This window comes from Fluviispira sanaruensis, from assembly GCF_004295685.1.
In the GTDB taxonomy this organism is placed as follows: domain Bacteria; phylum Bdellovibrionota_B; class Oligoflexia; order Silvanigrellales; family Silvanigrellaceae; genus Silvanigrella; species Silvanigrella sanaruensis.
Genome location: NZ_AP019368.1, coordinates 769,839 through 784,360 on the forward strand (window position 1 = coordinate 769,839; position 14,522 = coordinate 784,360).

Below are 14,522 nucleotides of genomic sequence, written 5' to 3' on the forward strand. Positions count from 1 at the left end.
AATTTAGGTATAAATTATATGAGTTTATATAGAAAATTATTTGTTTTAGGTAGTTTAATTGTTTCATTTAATGCTTCTCCTTCTTCAAATCAGGAATTATTGGAAATTATTGATCGTACCGGAAATCAAGCACTATTTTGTAGTCCTTATATTATGGTATATGTTAATGATGCCAATGAAAGTATAGGATTTTTAATTCCAAAAAAATCTACTTTCACGAATGATAAGCTGCTTGTAAAAACAGGTTCTGCAGAGGAAGCACAATTCGGTGCTTTTAAATTTGATTCAGGAAATCCAGAAGATTGTGGGAAAGTTGTGAAATTGAATGATTCATTTCGACTTTATTATTATAAAGGTGATGATAGAAATTATATGAAAGCAAATGCTTCTTATGAGTTTCCTCTATTTGAGGATAAAATTGGTTTATATGCAACAGGGAATGGAAAGTATTTATTCTCTTTTTCCAAAAAAAATTCTTATCAATCATATGTTTTAACGAATTGGAATTCATATTTAAAATGTGAAAATAATACTTGGTGCTCATTAACGAGTAACATTAATGAGTCTCTCGATGTTCACATTATTCCATACCAATACAAATCCTATGAAAAAGCTGATTTATACGGAGTCCATTAAATTTCTACCACTAGATTTCAGCATAACAATTTGATATTATAAAATATTATCATTTAAACTTAGGAAGAAACTTTTTGGACTGCGTATTAGATATTTAACTCTACTTTTTGTAATTTTAATTGACATTCGTAAAAGCAGACGAAGTTAAATTATACCAGGATTTAATTGGAGATTTCCCTGTTTTATCATTTGATTATTATTTGTAAGGTGCCGGGATCGCAATCATACGCTTTACCGACTCACATTAAATGCGAATGAAAATGAGTAATAAAATTGATTTCTTGAACAGGGTTTTTCGGACATATAAAATCCAATAAAATTAGTACATTAAAATAGGTACTCTTGATTATACTTGCCAAACTAGTGCCCATCCAGAAATGAAAGTATAGACGAATCAACAAAAAAAACGCACAGAATGATGACGGATCGTTAAATTTAAAGTAAATAAATAATGAAAAAAAACTTGTTTACTTAAAAAGAACGAGGCGAAAAGCAAACTATGCGCAAGAAGATTGAACTATATCCAGACCTATTTTGTCAATACTCAATCCATGAATATTCTGATGAGTTAAAAAAAATAAGTGAAATTTTAGAGCAACATGAAGAAATGCTAGATTGGGTTCACGCGGATCTTCTCCAAGGGAAAATGGTAAGCTATAAAGGGCGACAGGAATGTCATCAGAGATGGTATTTCGTGCAGCAATTTTGAAACAGCAAAGACAGTGGACATATAAAGAGCTTGAATTTCATTTAGCAGATTCACAGTCTGGAAGAGCTTTTGTAAAGTTACCATTTGGTATATATTACTCAGACTCAGCACTACAAGAGAATATTAAAAAAATATCCTTTAATACATGGGAAAAGATAAATATAATATTGGTAAAATACGCAGAAAAAAAAGGATATGAGAAAGGACGAACAGTACGAGTTGATAGCACTGTGGTGGAAACAAATATACATAGACCAACAGATTCTTCTTTAATTTATGCTACATTAGCAGACGAGTATTTGGTTTCGAAGGTGTGACGCTTTTACACTTAGCTTGCCACTACAAATAACAATACAAAGAAGATACCTTACTCCCAATTGAAACTTTTTTTGCAACAGAACCTAAAAAAATAAGTTAACTTAAATTTCATCATCTTTTCTTGTAATATATAAAAACACTATGGCTATAGCTACGAACATTGGTCGTGCAACTCCTACACCATTCCATTGCTGAGACTGCCACATTAAAAACCATTCACCTCCAATGGTATTAAAAGCAAAAAACCACATTACTAAATTAAGCATCAATGATATAATCGCACATCTTTTTGACGTATGAAAATAATTTGAGCATTCTCTATAATTTTTAATCATATAGAATGTTCCGACCCATCCTAAAATTGCCGTTACTATTTCATACGCTATTAAAAATATATATGATATCCTATGTATTTGAGAAAAAGAAATAGATCTCCATAATAATTCATTATTTTTAAATGTTGTATCCATTAACATAACATGTTTAACAAATTCGTAATTTGAATTATAATCTGTAATATTATTCAAAGCTACAATTGAAATATAAAAAGAAAACATAGCAACGAAAATAATTTTACAAATTCTTTCAATTTTTTCAGTAGTGTACATTTATTACTTTCCAATAAAAAGTAGATAATACTATAAATTAAATTAAATTTCAATTGCGGTTCTGTTGCAAAAACAGTTCAACTGAGAGTAAGGTATTTTTCATTGAGTGATATTTAGGGTTCTGTTGCAAAGATATTAAAGTAACAAAGAGTCTAAGGGTGGAATTTCAAAAAGCCTATTTTAGGCGCAATTATCCAGAGAGGGAGCTAAATTGCTCTCAGATAGGCTAGGCAAATGATTTTTAAATTTGTATTTCCCTTTGCGAAGTATATGATGAAAGTCTACTCCACATAAGGTACCTCTCGCCGATTTCAATGAATAGAAACCAAGCATAGGCTTCACAATCTTTTTTATAAATCGATGGTCTTGTTACACAAGGTTATTTAGATATTTATTTTGTCTAATCAGGATCTTATCTTTAGATTTGAAACCTTCATTCATTGCCTTTAAAGCCGCTGTATTGGAACCGCTTTTATCAATATTTACCTTCTCTGGAACCCCAGAGGAACGGAATGCATTTTGGAAAAAGAGTTTAGCAGACGTTGTATCCCTAAGTTTTGAAAGATAAATATTAATTGTTTGTCCAATCCAAGGAAGATGCCCTACTCTCAATTGATCTTTTTTTGCAACAGAACCGATAATTTAGCTTCTAATCCATCAAAGTCAGGCGTTAAAACGGATTGGATGATTTTTTTGTTACTGGTTTAGAGCCTAAAATATAAGCTTTTTGAAAATCCACTCTGAGCTCATTCGCTACTTTAATATCTTTGCAACAGAACATTATTTATTTCCCTACTCTCTTGACAAAGTGCCAATTGACGTCTAATGTTTCTATATGATTTAAAGAAAAGAGAAACAAATAAGCGATAAAAGCAAACTATTTTTATGAAAGAAACACAGAAAAGTCTAATAAGAAGAATTGATCTCTATTAAATAAAACTATTTACTAGGATAAAAATAGATTTTTCCTTAGATATTAACTTATTATTTATTTAATATAAATAGCAAAAAAATAAGGTTAAAAACCATTTTCACCTTATTTTTAAGCAAAATAATTTTACTAACAAGAGAACATTGTCACTGATTTGGAATCCAAATCGGGTAGCAGCCGCTTTGCTCGACACATACCTTGTAGGAATTAAAAATGATCAACACAAAACCAATCTCGTTTTACAATCCTGCCTTCAATCAAAATCCTTATGCCATCTTTCAACGCCTCATGGAGAAGGGCGAAATCCACTACGTCAAGTTCCCCAGCGGAGTATGCGGCTGGCTTGTCACCGGTTACGATGCGGCGATCAAAACGCTCAAGCACCCAAACATTGGTAAAAACCACAAACTGGGTAATGCTCATTGGCACTCTCTCGCGTCAATCATGCCAGAGCCGCAGCACACCACTTTACAGTCGCACCTGTTACATCAGGATTCGCCCAGACACACTTTTATGCGCGCTTTAATAATGAAGGCGTTCTCCGCTTCGCGGATTGATCGATTTCGTGAGCGAGTTACGCTGATAGCACAGCGCTTGCTTGAGCCGCTCCAAAGAGCTGGGGAATGTGACTTGATCGCCGATTTTGCATCGCAACTGCCTTTGCTGGTATTGAGCGAAGTAATCGGACTTACTGACAAGCACCGCACACAATTCAAGCCTGTCTGGTGTAAGGTAGTTCAGCCTGTTGGCCCTAACGACGTCGGACGAGCAGCGTACATTGGATTATTAACTGAGTTGCAATCCTATATTGACACCGTCATTGTTGAGTCACGCGGTGGCGATTCCGATCGACTGATCGTTCAGCTCATCGCAGCCTATGACGGTAAAAAGATAAACCGTGACGAGCTCACTTCGATGCTATTTCAATTACTGGTTGCTGGTCAGGAACCGATGACCAATCAAATCGGTAATGCTATGTTAGCGTTGCTGCAGCATCCCGAGCAACTCAAACAACTACAAGAGGATTCAACACGTATTGACCGAGCAATTACCGAATTGCTTCGGTACGATGGCGCGTTTGCATTAAGCACATGGCGATTTTTTACCGAAACAACTCAATGGTTGGGCGCGAAGGTTCTTGCGGGCGATTCGGTGATCGTCGGACTCAACGCGGCCAATCACGATCCTGCGCAATTCGGTTGTCCTCACCAGCTTGATTTTGCGCGTGAACGAAACAAGCCACTTTCATTTGGCTATGACCATCACTACTGCCCTGCCTCTACATTAGCGCGGTTGGAGCTCGAAGTCAGCATCAATTTGTTCCGGTGTGGCTTCAGTCGAAACGTTTTCACTGTAGGTCCATTTAAACATTTTATCCTCCAGGGTAAAAATTAGTTTCGCTAAAATAAAAAAATACAAAATATTTGTCAAATAAATTTTTTCATTTTACTTTATTTCAAACTCACTTTTTTAAAAGTCATCCCTCTTCGCTCAATAATAATAGAACGAGTTGACTCCACAGTTTCGCATATATTTGGACGACCTGTTCCCCAGAAAATTTTTAACTTCCCAGTTTGTGCATCTTTAGGAACTGTCACATGTACAGTTTGCATTCCTGTTTTTTTATTATTGCTTTGTAAAGTTGTGCGAACAGGAACTGTGCTTCCATTAAAATAGATATATTTACCTGCTAAGTTTTTTCCGTTTAATGTTATTCTTTTTTTTCTATATGCGCTCTGCGGCATTTTTTCTATCCATGTGTTGAAAGCACGATGGCGCCAAGCTACTGTAAACTTATTGCGCTCTGCATCCATCCCTTTCCAAAGTCCATTGGTACAGAACCTTTTCGATGCTAATTTATAAATAGCAACACCAGCATAAAGTCCTTTTTCCGATTCCACGCAGCGGCCATTTTCAATATTTTTACAGACCCAATTGCTTGATTGAATGGAAATGCAATTTTCAGGATCTAAGACAGCAATGGCATGCCCTGGAAAAGCGAGAATATCTCCAGTCTGTGGGCGAAATCCATTTTGAGTTTTTGGAATGCGGACAAAGTTTTTAAGTTGTTTTGCATTGACGGAATTAATATCAGCAAACGTATGACTTATAATAGGCGCTTCGGGGTATAAAGAATTATAAGGAAGTTGCAGCATATTGATAAATATATAGCGGAGCAAACGCGTGCAATCGACACCATTTTTGCGCATAAATTTAAATTTATCAATTGAAGCTAAATAATTTCGTTCCCATTTTTGTGAAATATTTTCATAGGGAATGCCTTTATAAAGGAGGCGATCATGAATTATTTTCGCAGATTCAACAAATTCTTTGCTGACCGTAGAGTTATTTTTCTCTATTAATTTTTCCCACTCGACTTCGGTGCCTAAGGGGAAGGGAGCTTTGGCTGGGGCGGAAACTGCAAAATAAAAAGCGGAAAAACCAATAGCACATACTAAAAATCGCACACAATTCATTTAATTTACTTGAAAGAGCAAGACTCCTGTTTCATGCTTTTCGTACCTTTCAATATAATGGGATTTTATCGCTTCAAAAACTCTTTCCCCCATGGCGTGCCTCGTTTCAACCGTAGCGCTACCCAAGTGAGGAAGAACAAAAAGATTTTTTGCTTTTTGAAGTTCTAATGACATATTAGGTTCGTTACAAAAGACATCGAGTCCTGCCCCAGCAAGGTGATCCGAGCTGAGGGCGTCCGCGAGGGCTTGCTCATCAATAAGCTCACCACGGGCGGTATTTATAACGAATGACCCAGGTTTTATCATTGAAATGCGCTGAGAATTCAACCAATATTTTGAGCTGTCCGTGAGAGGACAGTTTAAGGACAGCACGTCGATGGTGGCAAGAAAGTCTTTTTCGTTTAATCTTTTAATATCATTTGGATTGTTTTTGCTTTCAGCCCAACTTTCGCTTTTTAAAGCCACACATTTCATACCAAGGGCTTGCGCCCGTTTGGCAAAAGCTTGACCAATTTTGCCATAGCCAACGATCCCGAGTGTTTTATTTTGCATGCTTTGACCAAGCATAAAAGTTGGACTCCAGCCAGGATATTTACCTTGATCTTTCATCATGGAATATCCATCCGCTATCCGACGCGTAACGCAAAGTAACAAAGTGAGGGCAATATCTGCAGTGGCTTCTGTTAGCACTCCTGGAGTATTTGTGACACGAATACCCAATTCTTTTGCAAAAGAGATATCGATATTATTAAAACCAACTCCGAAGTTTGCAATGTGATTTAATTCTGGCAGGCATTTTCTTAATTTTAAAATTTCATTCTTATCGATTTTATCAACAATACAGGTAACAAATGTTGAAATTTCTAAGTTTATATTTTGTTTTTCAAGGAATAAATTCAATCGCTCGGAAATGCTTTTACTCTCTGACTTTGGTAAAATATATCCCTTTATCTGATTATTGTAATTTAAAGGAATGCCCGGAAATTCCTGAGTTGCTATATAAAGCAATTTCTTGTTTTTGAGTGAATTCATTTTTTCTTTCTCTGAATATGAGCTCTTCGAGCTGTGCATAACGAATATCTTCTTCTGTCACAGGAGGATTCAATTCAATCTCAAGAAAGTCAATATCTGAGTTTTTAAAATCGGTGTCGCAAATTTGCAATTCAAGTTCTTCTATCATGATCGATTCTCCTGTGCGTAATTGCCCTATTTGAAGTATCGATAGATTTAGCTTGGGGGAGATAGGCAAGAATGTCTTAATAGTAAATTTTGCCTATAAGATAGGCAAAAAAGTTCTATGAAACTATTTTGAGATTTTTATTTGGATTAGGATAAATCAATTTAGATTTTTCAAAATATTTTAGCATCTCATGAGTATAAGTTTTATCTTCATCAACGCACAGTTTACAGCAAACAAAGGTAACATCGTCATCGAATTCTTCATTTTCTGTAAAAATACTCAAATCATTTACAACAGTATCAATCAAATCTGAAGTTTTTTTAAATTCTTGGCTTGCAAGAGTTTTCCTCAATCTTCTATCAGAATACTGTTGCTTATTCTTGTTTTTAGCCTCGACAATCCCATCAGAATAAATAAATAAACTATCACCAGCACTAAATTTATGGCTGCTTATTTCAAAAATATTATCTTTTTGACTATCATTGATATAACCTAAGCGTTTACCATTGATAACTAATGAATTCACTTTAATATTATTGTTTTCAATATCTTTATTAATTAGAAAAGGAAAATTATGTGCAGCATTGGCAAAAATAATAATTTCAGCATGAGGATCTATAATAGCTGCAAACATTGTCATGTAATGATCTTTATCTCCACTAAGTCGCACGACGATATCGAGTTCTTCTAGAATTTTTGCAGGATTTATTTCATTTTTTGCATAGATAGAGTCACAATATCCCTTAACAGCAGCTGTTAGCATTCCACTAGGTGTGCCATGCCCGGTTACGTCGCCAAGCATTATTAAAATCTTATTATGAGCCAAAGGATAAAAATGCCACCAGTCGCCTCCGCACTCAGAAGCAGCTTTAAAAAAACTCGATAATTCGAAATATCCAACGCGCAGATTCATAGCGTTTGGAATAAGAGATTCTTGCACAATTCGAGCCATTTCAAGTTCATTCGTCATTCTCTGTTGTTCTTTTTGTTCATCTATGAATTTTATAATCTGAACGACCATGTGATTAAAGTTATTTATAAGGCTATCAATTTCGTCTTCACCCAAAATACTATTTCTTCTTTTAGTTTGAATAAACTCATTTTTGGCAATTTTTAAACTGGATTTTTCGAGATCAGTTAATGGTAAAATTATAAGTTGTCTGATATAAAGAAAACTTGTAATGAGTATGACTGCACCAAGGATGAAAGAAAGAAAAATTGATTTATTTATTGTTTTATTTATTGCTTCTGAAATATTTTTTGTAGAGTATGTCATAACAAAATAACCAATTTTAAAGACAGATATTTTTCGAATATGGTTTTCTTTTGAATAAAGTGCTGTTGCGATAATTACTTTTTCTTCTTTAATAAGTCTTTTTTCAAATATTTTGTTAGCATTTTTATTATTTAATGCTTGCATTTCTTTTTTGCTAAAATATTTATATAAGGTAGAATTTTTTCCATCGTATTCTCTATCAAAGTAAGAAAAAACATTTTCATTTTCATCTAAAACAACGACCGAGTCAACTATTGGGTTTTTAAGAATTTGTTTTAATGCTGTTTCTACTAAGGTCTTATCAAGTCCCCAAATACCATTTTCTATTATTGGAACAGCAGAAGTGAATGCAGATTGCGTGTTCGTTTTTGCTTCTAATTCCATGGCGAGGCGAATAGATTTGATATCAAAAAAAGTATAAATTCCTATTACAAAATAAATAATAAAGATAAGGCTTGTTGCTATTTTTACTGTCAATGGAATTTTTATTGTTTTGAAATTAGAAACCAAATACTCTACCCCATGTTCTTAAAACTATAGATACAAATTTCAGCCATGAGGTTTTCGGTTTTTAGATATTATTTCTTTAGGTTTTTCGCGAAATGCAGAATTGCTTCGAGGCGCATTTCTGCTTGAGAAATTGAATTGCCAAAACAATAAATTCCATGTCTTTCTAAAACAAAAGCTGTGAGTGGAGAAGGAATTTTGTTTTGAATAAAATTTTCTATAATTACATTTGAAAGCAAAGACATATCCTGATGATTCTCAATTATGGGAAGAAAAAAATCTTCTGTATGAGATTTAAAACCAAGCGCTTTTAATAGTTCATGTCCTTTTATTTTAATAAAACCAAATTTTAAATCATATTGTTTTTGCTTTGTAAATTGTGTAAACTCATTACTTTCTAAATTAAATACATCGAGTTCGGGCGCATGGCAGTGCAAAACTGCATTGGCAGAGATAAAATTCTTATAAATCAATGCATGTAAAAGTGTTTCATCACTTGGTTTAGGGGAAAGCGAGTGTAAAGGGTTGCCGCTTAAATCTGTGCGGATGAAATGAGTTGGGTTGAGGTTCCTTTTGTGCAGTCCTGATTTTGTAATTAGAAATTCGTCGGGCTTTGTCCGCAAACTAAAATTGCTACTTGTTGCAGGGATAGCCTTGCGCGCATCTAAGCGAGTCACAACTTTGCATAAAGAATTTAATTCATAAATTTCCATTAGCGACAAAGGAAAAAAAGATGCATCTTTAATATATTTTTGCAATGTTTTCATAATAATTCCTAGGAAAAAAACTGCGAGAGAGAATTGAGAATTTCTATAATTCTTTAAGAAATTCTTTTATGCTTACATTTATTCCTTTGGGATGAGTAAAAATACCTGTCCCTGCATTTAATATAAAATTATTGCCAAAATCTTTTTTAGCCAAAGGAGCATGTTCTGGTTTTATCCCAGCACTTGGTACGGGAATCGTTTCATTTATGTGCCAATTGTTATTTTTCAAGAGACAATGCTTTGCAATGTCTAAAGCCAAATCTTTATTGAGACCTAGTTTTCCATAAGGACTTGGAAACAGACTCAGATCTGCGCCAGCGGCGCGAATAAACTGAGCTAAAGTGACGCGTGGATGAATCGTTGCTGTTGTTTCTTGAATACCAAATGCGCCTACCAGAGCAGGGTGTGAAACAATTGGTAGATTTGTTACTTTTCTGAGTTCTTGGAGGACATCAATTCCTGTGATCCAAGTGTTGAGAAGAAATGCGCTTGCCCCAGCATTTTCTAACGCTTTTGCATGCTCAAGAAAATGTGTCCCATCAATTTGTAAATGCACGGCATACAGAGTTTTTAAATTTCTTTTCGCAGACTCTTCAGCAATTAGACTGACTCTTTTTAAGCTTTCTAGAGGAGTTGAGTCATGGCGAATTTCGTCATCTTTTAATAAATGCACACCCGCTTCTGCTGCTTCTACGTAGAGTTCTGAGATTTTTTCTGTGCTCATGCCCACATTGGGTTTTAAAATTCCCATTAAGAGTGGTTTATTGAGATCAGCACCAACACTTATTCTTATATTATTAATATTATTTTTAGGGCCGATTAATGCTTTTTCGTTAAAACAATCTTGGGAAAACCAAACGGAATTGAGTTGAACTCCTTCAAAAAAACTCATTTTTCCAAACAGAATGGACATGAGCCAAGAAAGTTTACCCTGCCAAATTTCGAAAGGAAAAGCCACCGTTGCTTCATGATAGAATGTATCCGATTCAATATTCACTATTTTCGCAATTTTTTTTCGCAAAATATTGATAGCAACATTCTTTGTATCCCATGCACCTAAAGACTGACCTAAAGCAATTTCTTCAATTAAATTCACAGAGTGTTTCTGCGCATCAATGCGAAATTTTGCAAATGCATGGGGTTCGTTATTGAGTGGAGTCAAGAGTTCATGGTTTTTAATGTATTTATTCATTGATTATTTCCTATTAAATGAGGAATTAAAACAAAGACGTTGCTTTCTTTTTTTTATTTAAAAAATCAGCAACGTCATATTCGCCAATCTCATTTTTAAAGATCACACCAATCTCTGTCACTATTCCTGAAATAAGAAACGCGGGAGTGACATCGAATGATGGATTCCAAACATCAATACCGTCCGCAGCAATTTGCATATTGTTTATATGAGTTAATTCTTTTTTGGGACGCTCTTCGATCATAATTTCTTTTCCAGATTTTTTCTTACAGTCGATTGACGTTGTAGGGGCTGCCACATAAAAAGGAATATTGTGATAATGTGCTGCTATTGCAAGTTGGTAAGTGCCAATTTTATTTGCAGTATCTCCATTTGCAACAACTCTATCTGCACCAACAATAACTCCATCTATTCCTTTTTCTTTCATAAGGAATGAAGCCATGGAATCAGAAATGAGTGTGGCTGGAATTTTTTCATAGACTAGCTCGAAAGCAGTTAAACGTGCGCCTTGATTATATGGTCTCGTTTCACAAGCAAAAGTACGTTCCAGTTTTTTTTGTGCATGCAAAGTTCTTATAATTCCAAGAGCTGTGCCATAACCTGCTGTTGCTAAACTACCAGTGTTGCAGTGGGTTAATATTTTAACTTTTTCTTTTTTAGAAAAGCACTCTGCGCCAAAATGGCCAATGGCCATATTGTCAGAGATATCATTTTGCAGAAGTTCTTCTGCTTTCTTAATAAATAAATTTTTGAGTATTTCACCACCAGTAATATTATTTTCTAAATGAATCAATTCCTTTTGCATTAAGCTTTTCATATCTTCTGTCATTTTAAATAAATTAACAGCAGTGGGACGACTTTCGCATAAATAATCGAGTTTAGAAAAAATATAATTTTTAGTATCAACGAGATTTAATTTCTTATTTAAGTTTTTAAGTTCACTGGCAAGTGAAAGAGCTGCAGCGATAGCAATTGCAGGAGCTCCACGCACTTTCATGCTTTTAATTGCAGCAAAACCAAGATCGCTCGTTGAACAATCTTCATAGACAAATGTTTGAGGTAATAAAAGTTGGTTGAGTACTTCAAATTTATTATCATAATATCGAATAGATTCTAGTGATTTTGACATTATTTTGGCCCATTATTTGGATTGTAAAAAATTATTTCCAATATTTACCATATAAAATATCGAGTTTTCTTTTTGTTTCTGTGGGAATTAAACTCTTATCGGTCATAATTGCAAATTCAGCGGCATTAAAAATATGATTTTTGCTTTCAAGTGGTAAATGTTTATGTATAGCAAGAGCAATTCTTTTAGATGCTTCCACATTTTTCTTTAAAACGGCAAGGACTGCTTCAACTGTAACAGGTTCTGTTTCTTCTTTCCAGCAGTCATAGTCTGTAACAAATGCTAAAGTTGCATATGCAATTTCAGCCTCTCGTGCGAGTATTGCTTCTGGCATTGCTGTCATACCAATAATCACAGCGCCTTCTTTTCTAAAACTGTGGCTTTCTGCACGGCTGCTAAAGCGAGGGCCTTCAATACAAACTAAAGCGCCACCCATATGGGTTGTTACTTTTTCTTGTTCACATGCTTTTGAAATATATTTTTGCAGATCCGTGCAATATGGATCTGCAAAACTAATGTGACCAACAACTCCACTGCCGAAAAAACTTCTTTCGCGAATATATGTCGTTTTATCAATTATTTGTGTAGGAATAACTGCAGTACCTGGAGCCGTATTTTCTTGCAATCCTCCAACTGCGCTGACACTTACAATATGAGTTACTCCGAGCTTTTTAAGTGCATAGATATTTGCTCTATAATTAACTTCTGAAGGAGTAAATCTATGCCCTTTGCCATGACGAGGGATAAATGCAATAGGTTTTCCATCTATTTCTCCTGTGATAATTTTATCGGATGGAGAGCCAAATGGAGTCGATATATCTTCTTCTTTTAAATTTTGAATTCCAGGAAGATCGTACAATCCACTGCCACCAATAAATGCAAGATATGTTTTTTTAAATTGATTCATGAGAGTATCCTTTAATTGTAAATGCGTGTAGTAAGAACTTCAGCAAAAGCAAAATCCATTGAGGTAACACCCCACTTAGGTTCATGCGTACAAAGTTCTACTTTAAGTTGGTTAAAGTTTTCAAGTATGAAGTTTGTGTGATGATCTGAGCTTTCTTGCAAGTCGCAAATAATTTGGATTGCATTGAATGCTTCTTCATAATTCTTAAATTGAAAAACTGTTTCAATATATGGTCCAGATTTATTCGCATTTTTGTGCCATATTTGAGTTATATTTTTCTGTAATGATATGGAAATTTTTTCATTTAAATTAATGATCTCAGTTGATATATCATCGACCAGAGTGCGCGAAGAATTTTTAATTTTCTGAATGTCAACAGAAGGAGAAAAGAGAGGAGTCACAAATTTTGTAAACTCTTCTAAACTTGGCACAGATTTTCTTACTACAGAATGATGAATAATGTCATTTAAATATTTTGCAGCTCGAGAATTCTGATCTGGCAAAACCCATTTTTTTCGAATATTTTCTACTGAGAAATAATAAAGAAAAAAAGGTATTAAATTGATATCCGCAGCATTGATTTCCTGCCCACCTAGAAATCGAGAGTTATTTAATTCTAATAATTTTTCCAGCTCATAAAATGCTAAAGGAATTTGACCGAGGGCTTTATGCTCTTTTAAGATGCTGCCATTGCAAAAGAGTGTTTGCATGAAAGGTTTTGTTACCTTTTCAGACACCTTTTCCACAGTGAATTTTGTATGCATATTTTCTACAATATTATTGCCAAAAAGCTTATCACCTTTGCCTTGAATGGTATCGAGATATTCAATTATAAGCATACTCTCTGCAAAGCCGATTCCTTTTGAAAGCTCTAAGGCAGGAACGGTTTTATTTGGGCTGATTGCAAGAAAATTTTCCGGTGGATTAATCAAATCAATTTCTAATATTTCTATCTGTGGATCGACAATTTTTCTCATTTTGAGGGCTATTTTTACTCTAAAACAAAACGGGCATTCAGGAATGGTATATAGTTTCATTTTTTCCTCCATTTCAATGTCGAATTAAAAACGCGGAATTAACTTCCCTCCTATTTACTGCGCGCAGGTCGATAACGGAAAGCTCATCTATATAACAAGGACAGGTGATATGCTAATTCAATTTTTAAATTTTATCTTTTCCTATATAGCTATTTTTATTGGTATAATAATTCAGGCAATTTTTCTCATGCTGCCTATCGAATTTAAAAATTGGGATGATGATTTCTTAAATGTCATGACCTATGTTGCTTTACAAGTGTTTGTGGGAGGCATGCTTTTTGTCATTTCGCCTTGGTTTTTTGAATCTACAAAATTGAGTGGATTTACTTTAGTTGGATTTTTTGTAACGATAGGCATTTTGGCTGTTGCAAAAGCCTTAAAAATCATACCCCTCGAATTTACCCATGCAGTTAAAGAACAAATACATATTCCTAAGAGAATTAATTTCTTCGAGTTTTTTTATACGAAAAGGATGCTTGAATTGGGGGAAATTTCCTTTGAGCAACCTGATGCTGAGCTCCGATATAATGCTTTCCGGGAGAGATTGGTACGTACGCGTGCAGATGAGAACGAGACAATCATGGAGGAATTGATAAACATGGAGAATGAATCTCATTAAAATCTCTTAACAATATTAAAAAAAGCCAATCTTTTCCTTTGTGGCTGTATGGGATAAAACAAAGCAACTCTTGAGCTAAAAATTTATAAAGAGCACCTAAAAGATCATTGCATTTTCTATGGAATGTTTGTATCTATGCCCTTCACAGGTGCAGGAAGAGCTTTACAATCGCTCCTGACTGTGCTTATTCTAAGCATGATTTTTTTTCGTGTTGTTTTTATTTTGTGTT

The 14,522-nt window shown here is 34.5% G+C and carries 16 protein-coding genes; 5 read left to right on the forward strand and 11 right to left on the reverse strand.

The annotated features are described in order from the left end of the window. The first annotated feature begins 18 nt into the window (after positions 1-18). The 3 genes from EZS29_RS03360 (at position 19) to EZS29_RS03370 (ending at position 1,662) form a co-directional block, all read left to right on the forward strand. Positions 19-636 carry a hypothetical protein gene (locus EZS29_RS03360; RefSeq protein ID WP_130606530.1) on the forward strand — a complete coding sequence of 206 codons (618 nt, stop codon included), beginning with the start codon at positions 19-21 and terminating at the stop codon, positions 634-636. Positions 637-1,135: 499 nt separating this feature from the next. Continuing rightward, positions 1,136-1,345 carry a hypothetical protein gene (locus EZS29_RS03365; RefSeq protein WP_130606532.1) on the forward strand — a complete coding sequence of 70 codons (210 nt, stop codon included), beginning with the start codon at positions 1,136-1,138 and terminating at the stop codon, positions 1,343-1,345. Continuing rightward, positions 1,309-1,662 (forward strand): hypothetical protein, encoded by a 354-nt coding sequence (locus EZS29_RS03370; protein WP_130606534.1) that lies wholly within the window; start codon positions 1,309-1,311, stop codon positions 1,660-1,662. Before EZS29_RS03365 ends, EZS29_RS03370 begins: the two co-directional genes overlap by 37 nt. Positions 1,663-1,764: 102 nt before the next feature. Here the strand turns inward: EZS29_RS03370 and EZS29_RS03375 are convergent, their stop codons facing one another. Both EZS29_RS03375 and EZS29_RS03380 read right to left on the reverse strand, forming a co-directional pair. Then, positions 1,765-2,271: a DUF2165 family protein gene (locus tag EZS29_RS03375; protein WP_130606536.1), complete on the reverse strand. Its 507-nt coding sequence runs from the start codon at positions 2,269-2,271 to the stop codon at positions 1,765-1,767. A gap of 369 nt (positions 2,272-2,640) precedes the next feature. Further along, a complete protein-coding gene (locus EZS29_RS03380) occupies positions 2,641-2,883 on the reverse strand; it encodes a DDE-type integrase/transposase/recombinase (RefSeq protein ID WP_172603752.1) in 243 nt (80 codons plus the stop codon). 532 nt (positions 2,884-3,415) lie between these two features. Between EZS29_RS03380 and EZS29_RS03385 the strand changes: the two genes are divergently transcribed. After that, the gene (locus EZS29_RS03385; protein WP_130606540.1) at positions 3,416-4,597 is read left to right on the forward strand and encodes a cytochrome P450; all 1,182 of its coding nucleotides are present in this window, start codon (positions 3,416-3,418) and stop codon (positions 4,595-4,597) included. A 56-nt stretch (positions 4,598-4,653) separates the two neighbouring features. Here the strand turns inward: EZS29_RS03385 and EZS29_RS03390 are convergent, their stop codons facing one another. The 9 genes from EZS29_RS03390 to EZS29_RS03425 form a co-directional block, all read right to left on the reverse strand. After that, a complete protein-coding gene (locus EZS29_RS03390) occupies positions 4,654-5,679 on the reverse strand; it encodes a hypothetical protein (protein ID WP_130606542.1) in 1,026 nt (341 codons plus the stop codon). Then, positions 5,680-6,711 carry a 2-hydroxyacid dehydrogenase gene (locus tag EZS29_RS03395; protein ID WP_172603753.1) on the reverse strand — a complete coding sequence of 344 codons (1,032 nt, stop codon included), beginning with the start codon at positions 6,709-6,711 and terminating at the stop codon, positions 5,680-5,682. It abuts the gene before it with no gap. Further along, positions 6,635-6,859: a hypothetical protein gene (locus EZS29_RS15845; RefSeq protein WP_172603754.1), complete on the reverse strand. Its 225-nt coding sequence runs from the start codon at positions 6,857-6,859 to the stop codon at positions 6,635-6,637. The genes EZS29_RS03395 and EZS29_RS15845 overlap by 77 nt, the downstream gene beginning before the upstream one ends. Positions 6,860-6,974: 115 nt before the next feature. Beyond that, positions 6,975-8,645, reverse strand: coding sequence for a SpoIIE family protein phosphatase (locus EZS29_RS03400; RefSeq protein ID WP_130606546.1), 1,671 nt, complete (start codon positions 8,643-8,645; stop codon positions 6,975-6,977). A gap of 68 nt (positions 8,646-8,713) precedes the next feature. Continuing rightward, positions 8,714-9,409, reverse strand: coding sequence for a class II aldolase/adducin family protein (locus EZS29_RS03405; protein WP_130606548.1), 696 nt, complete (start codon positions 9,407-9,409; stop codon positions 8,714-8,716). 43 nt (positions 9,410-9,452) lie between these two features. Continuing rightward, positions 9,453-10,601, reverse strand: a complete 1,149-nt coding sequence (locus tag EZS29_RS03410) for a RuBisCO large subunit C-terminal-like domain-containing protein (protein ID WP_130606550.1) — start codon at positions 10,599-10,601, stop codon at positions 9,453-9,455. 25 nt (positions 10,602-10,626) lie between these two features. Further along, positions 10,627-11,730 carry an S-methyl-5-thioribose-1-phosphate isomerase gene (gene mtnA / locus EZS29_RS03415; RefSeq protein ID WP_130606552.1) on the reverse strand — a complete coding sequence of 368 codons (1,104 nt, stop codon included), beginning with the start codon at positions 11,728-11,730 and terminating at the stop codon, positions 10,627-10,629. Between the two features lie 31 nt (positions 11,731-11,761). After that, positions 11,762-12,637 carry an S-methyl-5'-thioadenosine phosphorylase gene (gene mtnP / locus EZS29_RS03420; RefSeq protein ID WP_130606554.1) on the reverse strand — a complete coding sequence of 292 codons (876 nt, stop codon included), beginning with the start codon at positions 12,635-12,637 and terminating at the stop codon, positions 11,762-11,764. 11 nt (positions 12,638-12,648) lie between these two features. Next, on the reverse strand, positions 12,649-13,674 hold the full coding sequence (locus EZS29_RS03425; RefSeq protein ID WP_172603755.1) for a glutathione S-transferase N-terminal domain-containing protein: 1,026 nt from the start codon (positions 13,672-13,674) through the stop codon (positions 12,649-12,651). 109 nt (positions 13,675-13,783) lie between these two features. On the opposite strand from EZS29_RS03425, the gene EZS29_RS03430 reads away from it, so the two are divergent. Beyond that, positions 13,784-14,293, forward strand: coding sequence for a hypothetical protein (locus EZS29_RS03430; protein WP_130606558.1), 510 nt, complete (start codon positions 13,784-13,786; stop codon positions 14,291-14,293). Positions 14,294-14,522 lie beyond the last annotated feature (229 nt).

Excerpts from the sequence above, each read along its gene's own strand:
- mtnA (WP_130606552.1), bottom strand. The coding sequence starts at position 11,730 with ATGTCAAAATCACTAGAATCTATTCGATATTATGATAATAAATTTGAA.
- EZS29_RS03395 (WP_172603753.1), bottom strand. The coding sequence starts at position 6,711 with ATGAATTCACTCAAAAACAAGAAATTGCTTTATATAGCAACTCAGGAA.
- EZS29_RS03410 (WP_130606550.1), bottom strand. The coding sequence starts at position 10,601 with ATGAATAAATACATTAAAAACCATGAACTCTTGACTCCACTCAATAAC.
- EZS29_RS03425 (WP_172603755.1), bottom strand. The coding sequence starts at position 13,674 with ATGAAACTATATACCATTCCTGAATGCCCGTTTTGTTTTAGAGTAAAA.
- EZS29_RS03405 (WP_130606548.1), bottom strand. The coding sequence starts at position 9,409 with ATGAAAACATTGCAAAAATATATTAAAGATGCATCTTTTTTTCCTTTG.
- EZS29_RS03390 (WP_130606542.1), bottom strand. The coding sequence starts at position 5,679 with ATGAATTGTGTGCGATTTTTAGTATGTGCTATTGGTTTTTCCGCTTTT.
- EZS29_RS03365 (WP_130606532.1), top strand. The coding sequence starts at position 1,136 with ATGCGCAAGAAGATTGAACTATATCCAGACCTATTTTGTCAATACTCA.
- mtnP (WP_130606554.1), bottom strand. The coding sequence starts at position 12,637 with ATGAATCAATTTAAAAAAACATATCTTGCATTTATTGGTGGCAGTGGA.
- EZS29_RS03430 (WP_130606558.1), top strand. The coding sequence starts at position 13,784 with ATGCTAATTCAATTTTTAAATTTTATCTTTTCCTATATAGCTATTTTT.
- EZS29_RS03360 (WP_130606530.1), top strand. The coding sequence starts at position 19 with ATGAGTTTATATAGAAAATTATTTGTTTTAGGTAGTTTAATTGTTTCA.
- EZS29_RS03375 (WP_130606536.1), bottom strand. The coding sequence starts at position 2,271 with ATGTACACTACTGAAAAAATTGAAAGAATTTGTAAAATTATTTTCGTT.
- EZS29_RS03370 (WP_130606534.1), top strand. The coding sequence starts at position 1,309 with ATGTCATCAGAGATGGTATTTCGTGCAGCAATTTTGAAACAGCAAAGA.
- EZS29_RS15845 (WP_172603754.1), bottom strand. The coding sequence starts at position 6,859 with ATGATAGAAGAACTTGAATTGCAAATTTGCGACACCGATTTTAAAAAC.
- EZS29_RS03385 (WP_130606540.1), top strand. The coding sequence starts at position 3,416 with ATGATCAACACAAAACCAATCTCGTTTTACAATCCTGCCTTCAATCAA.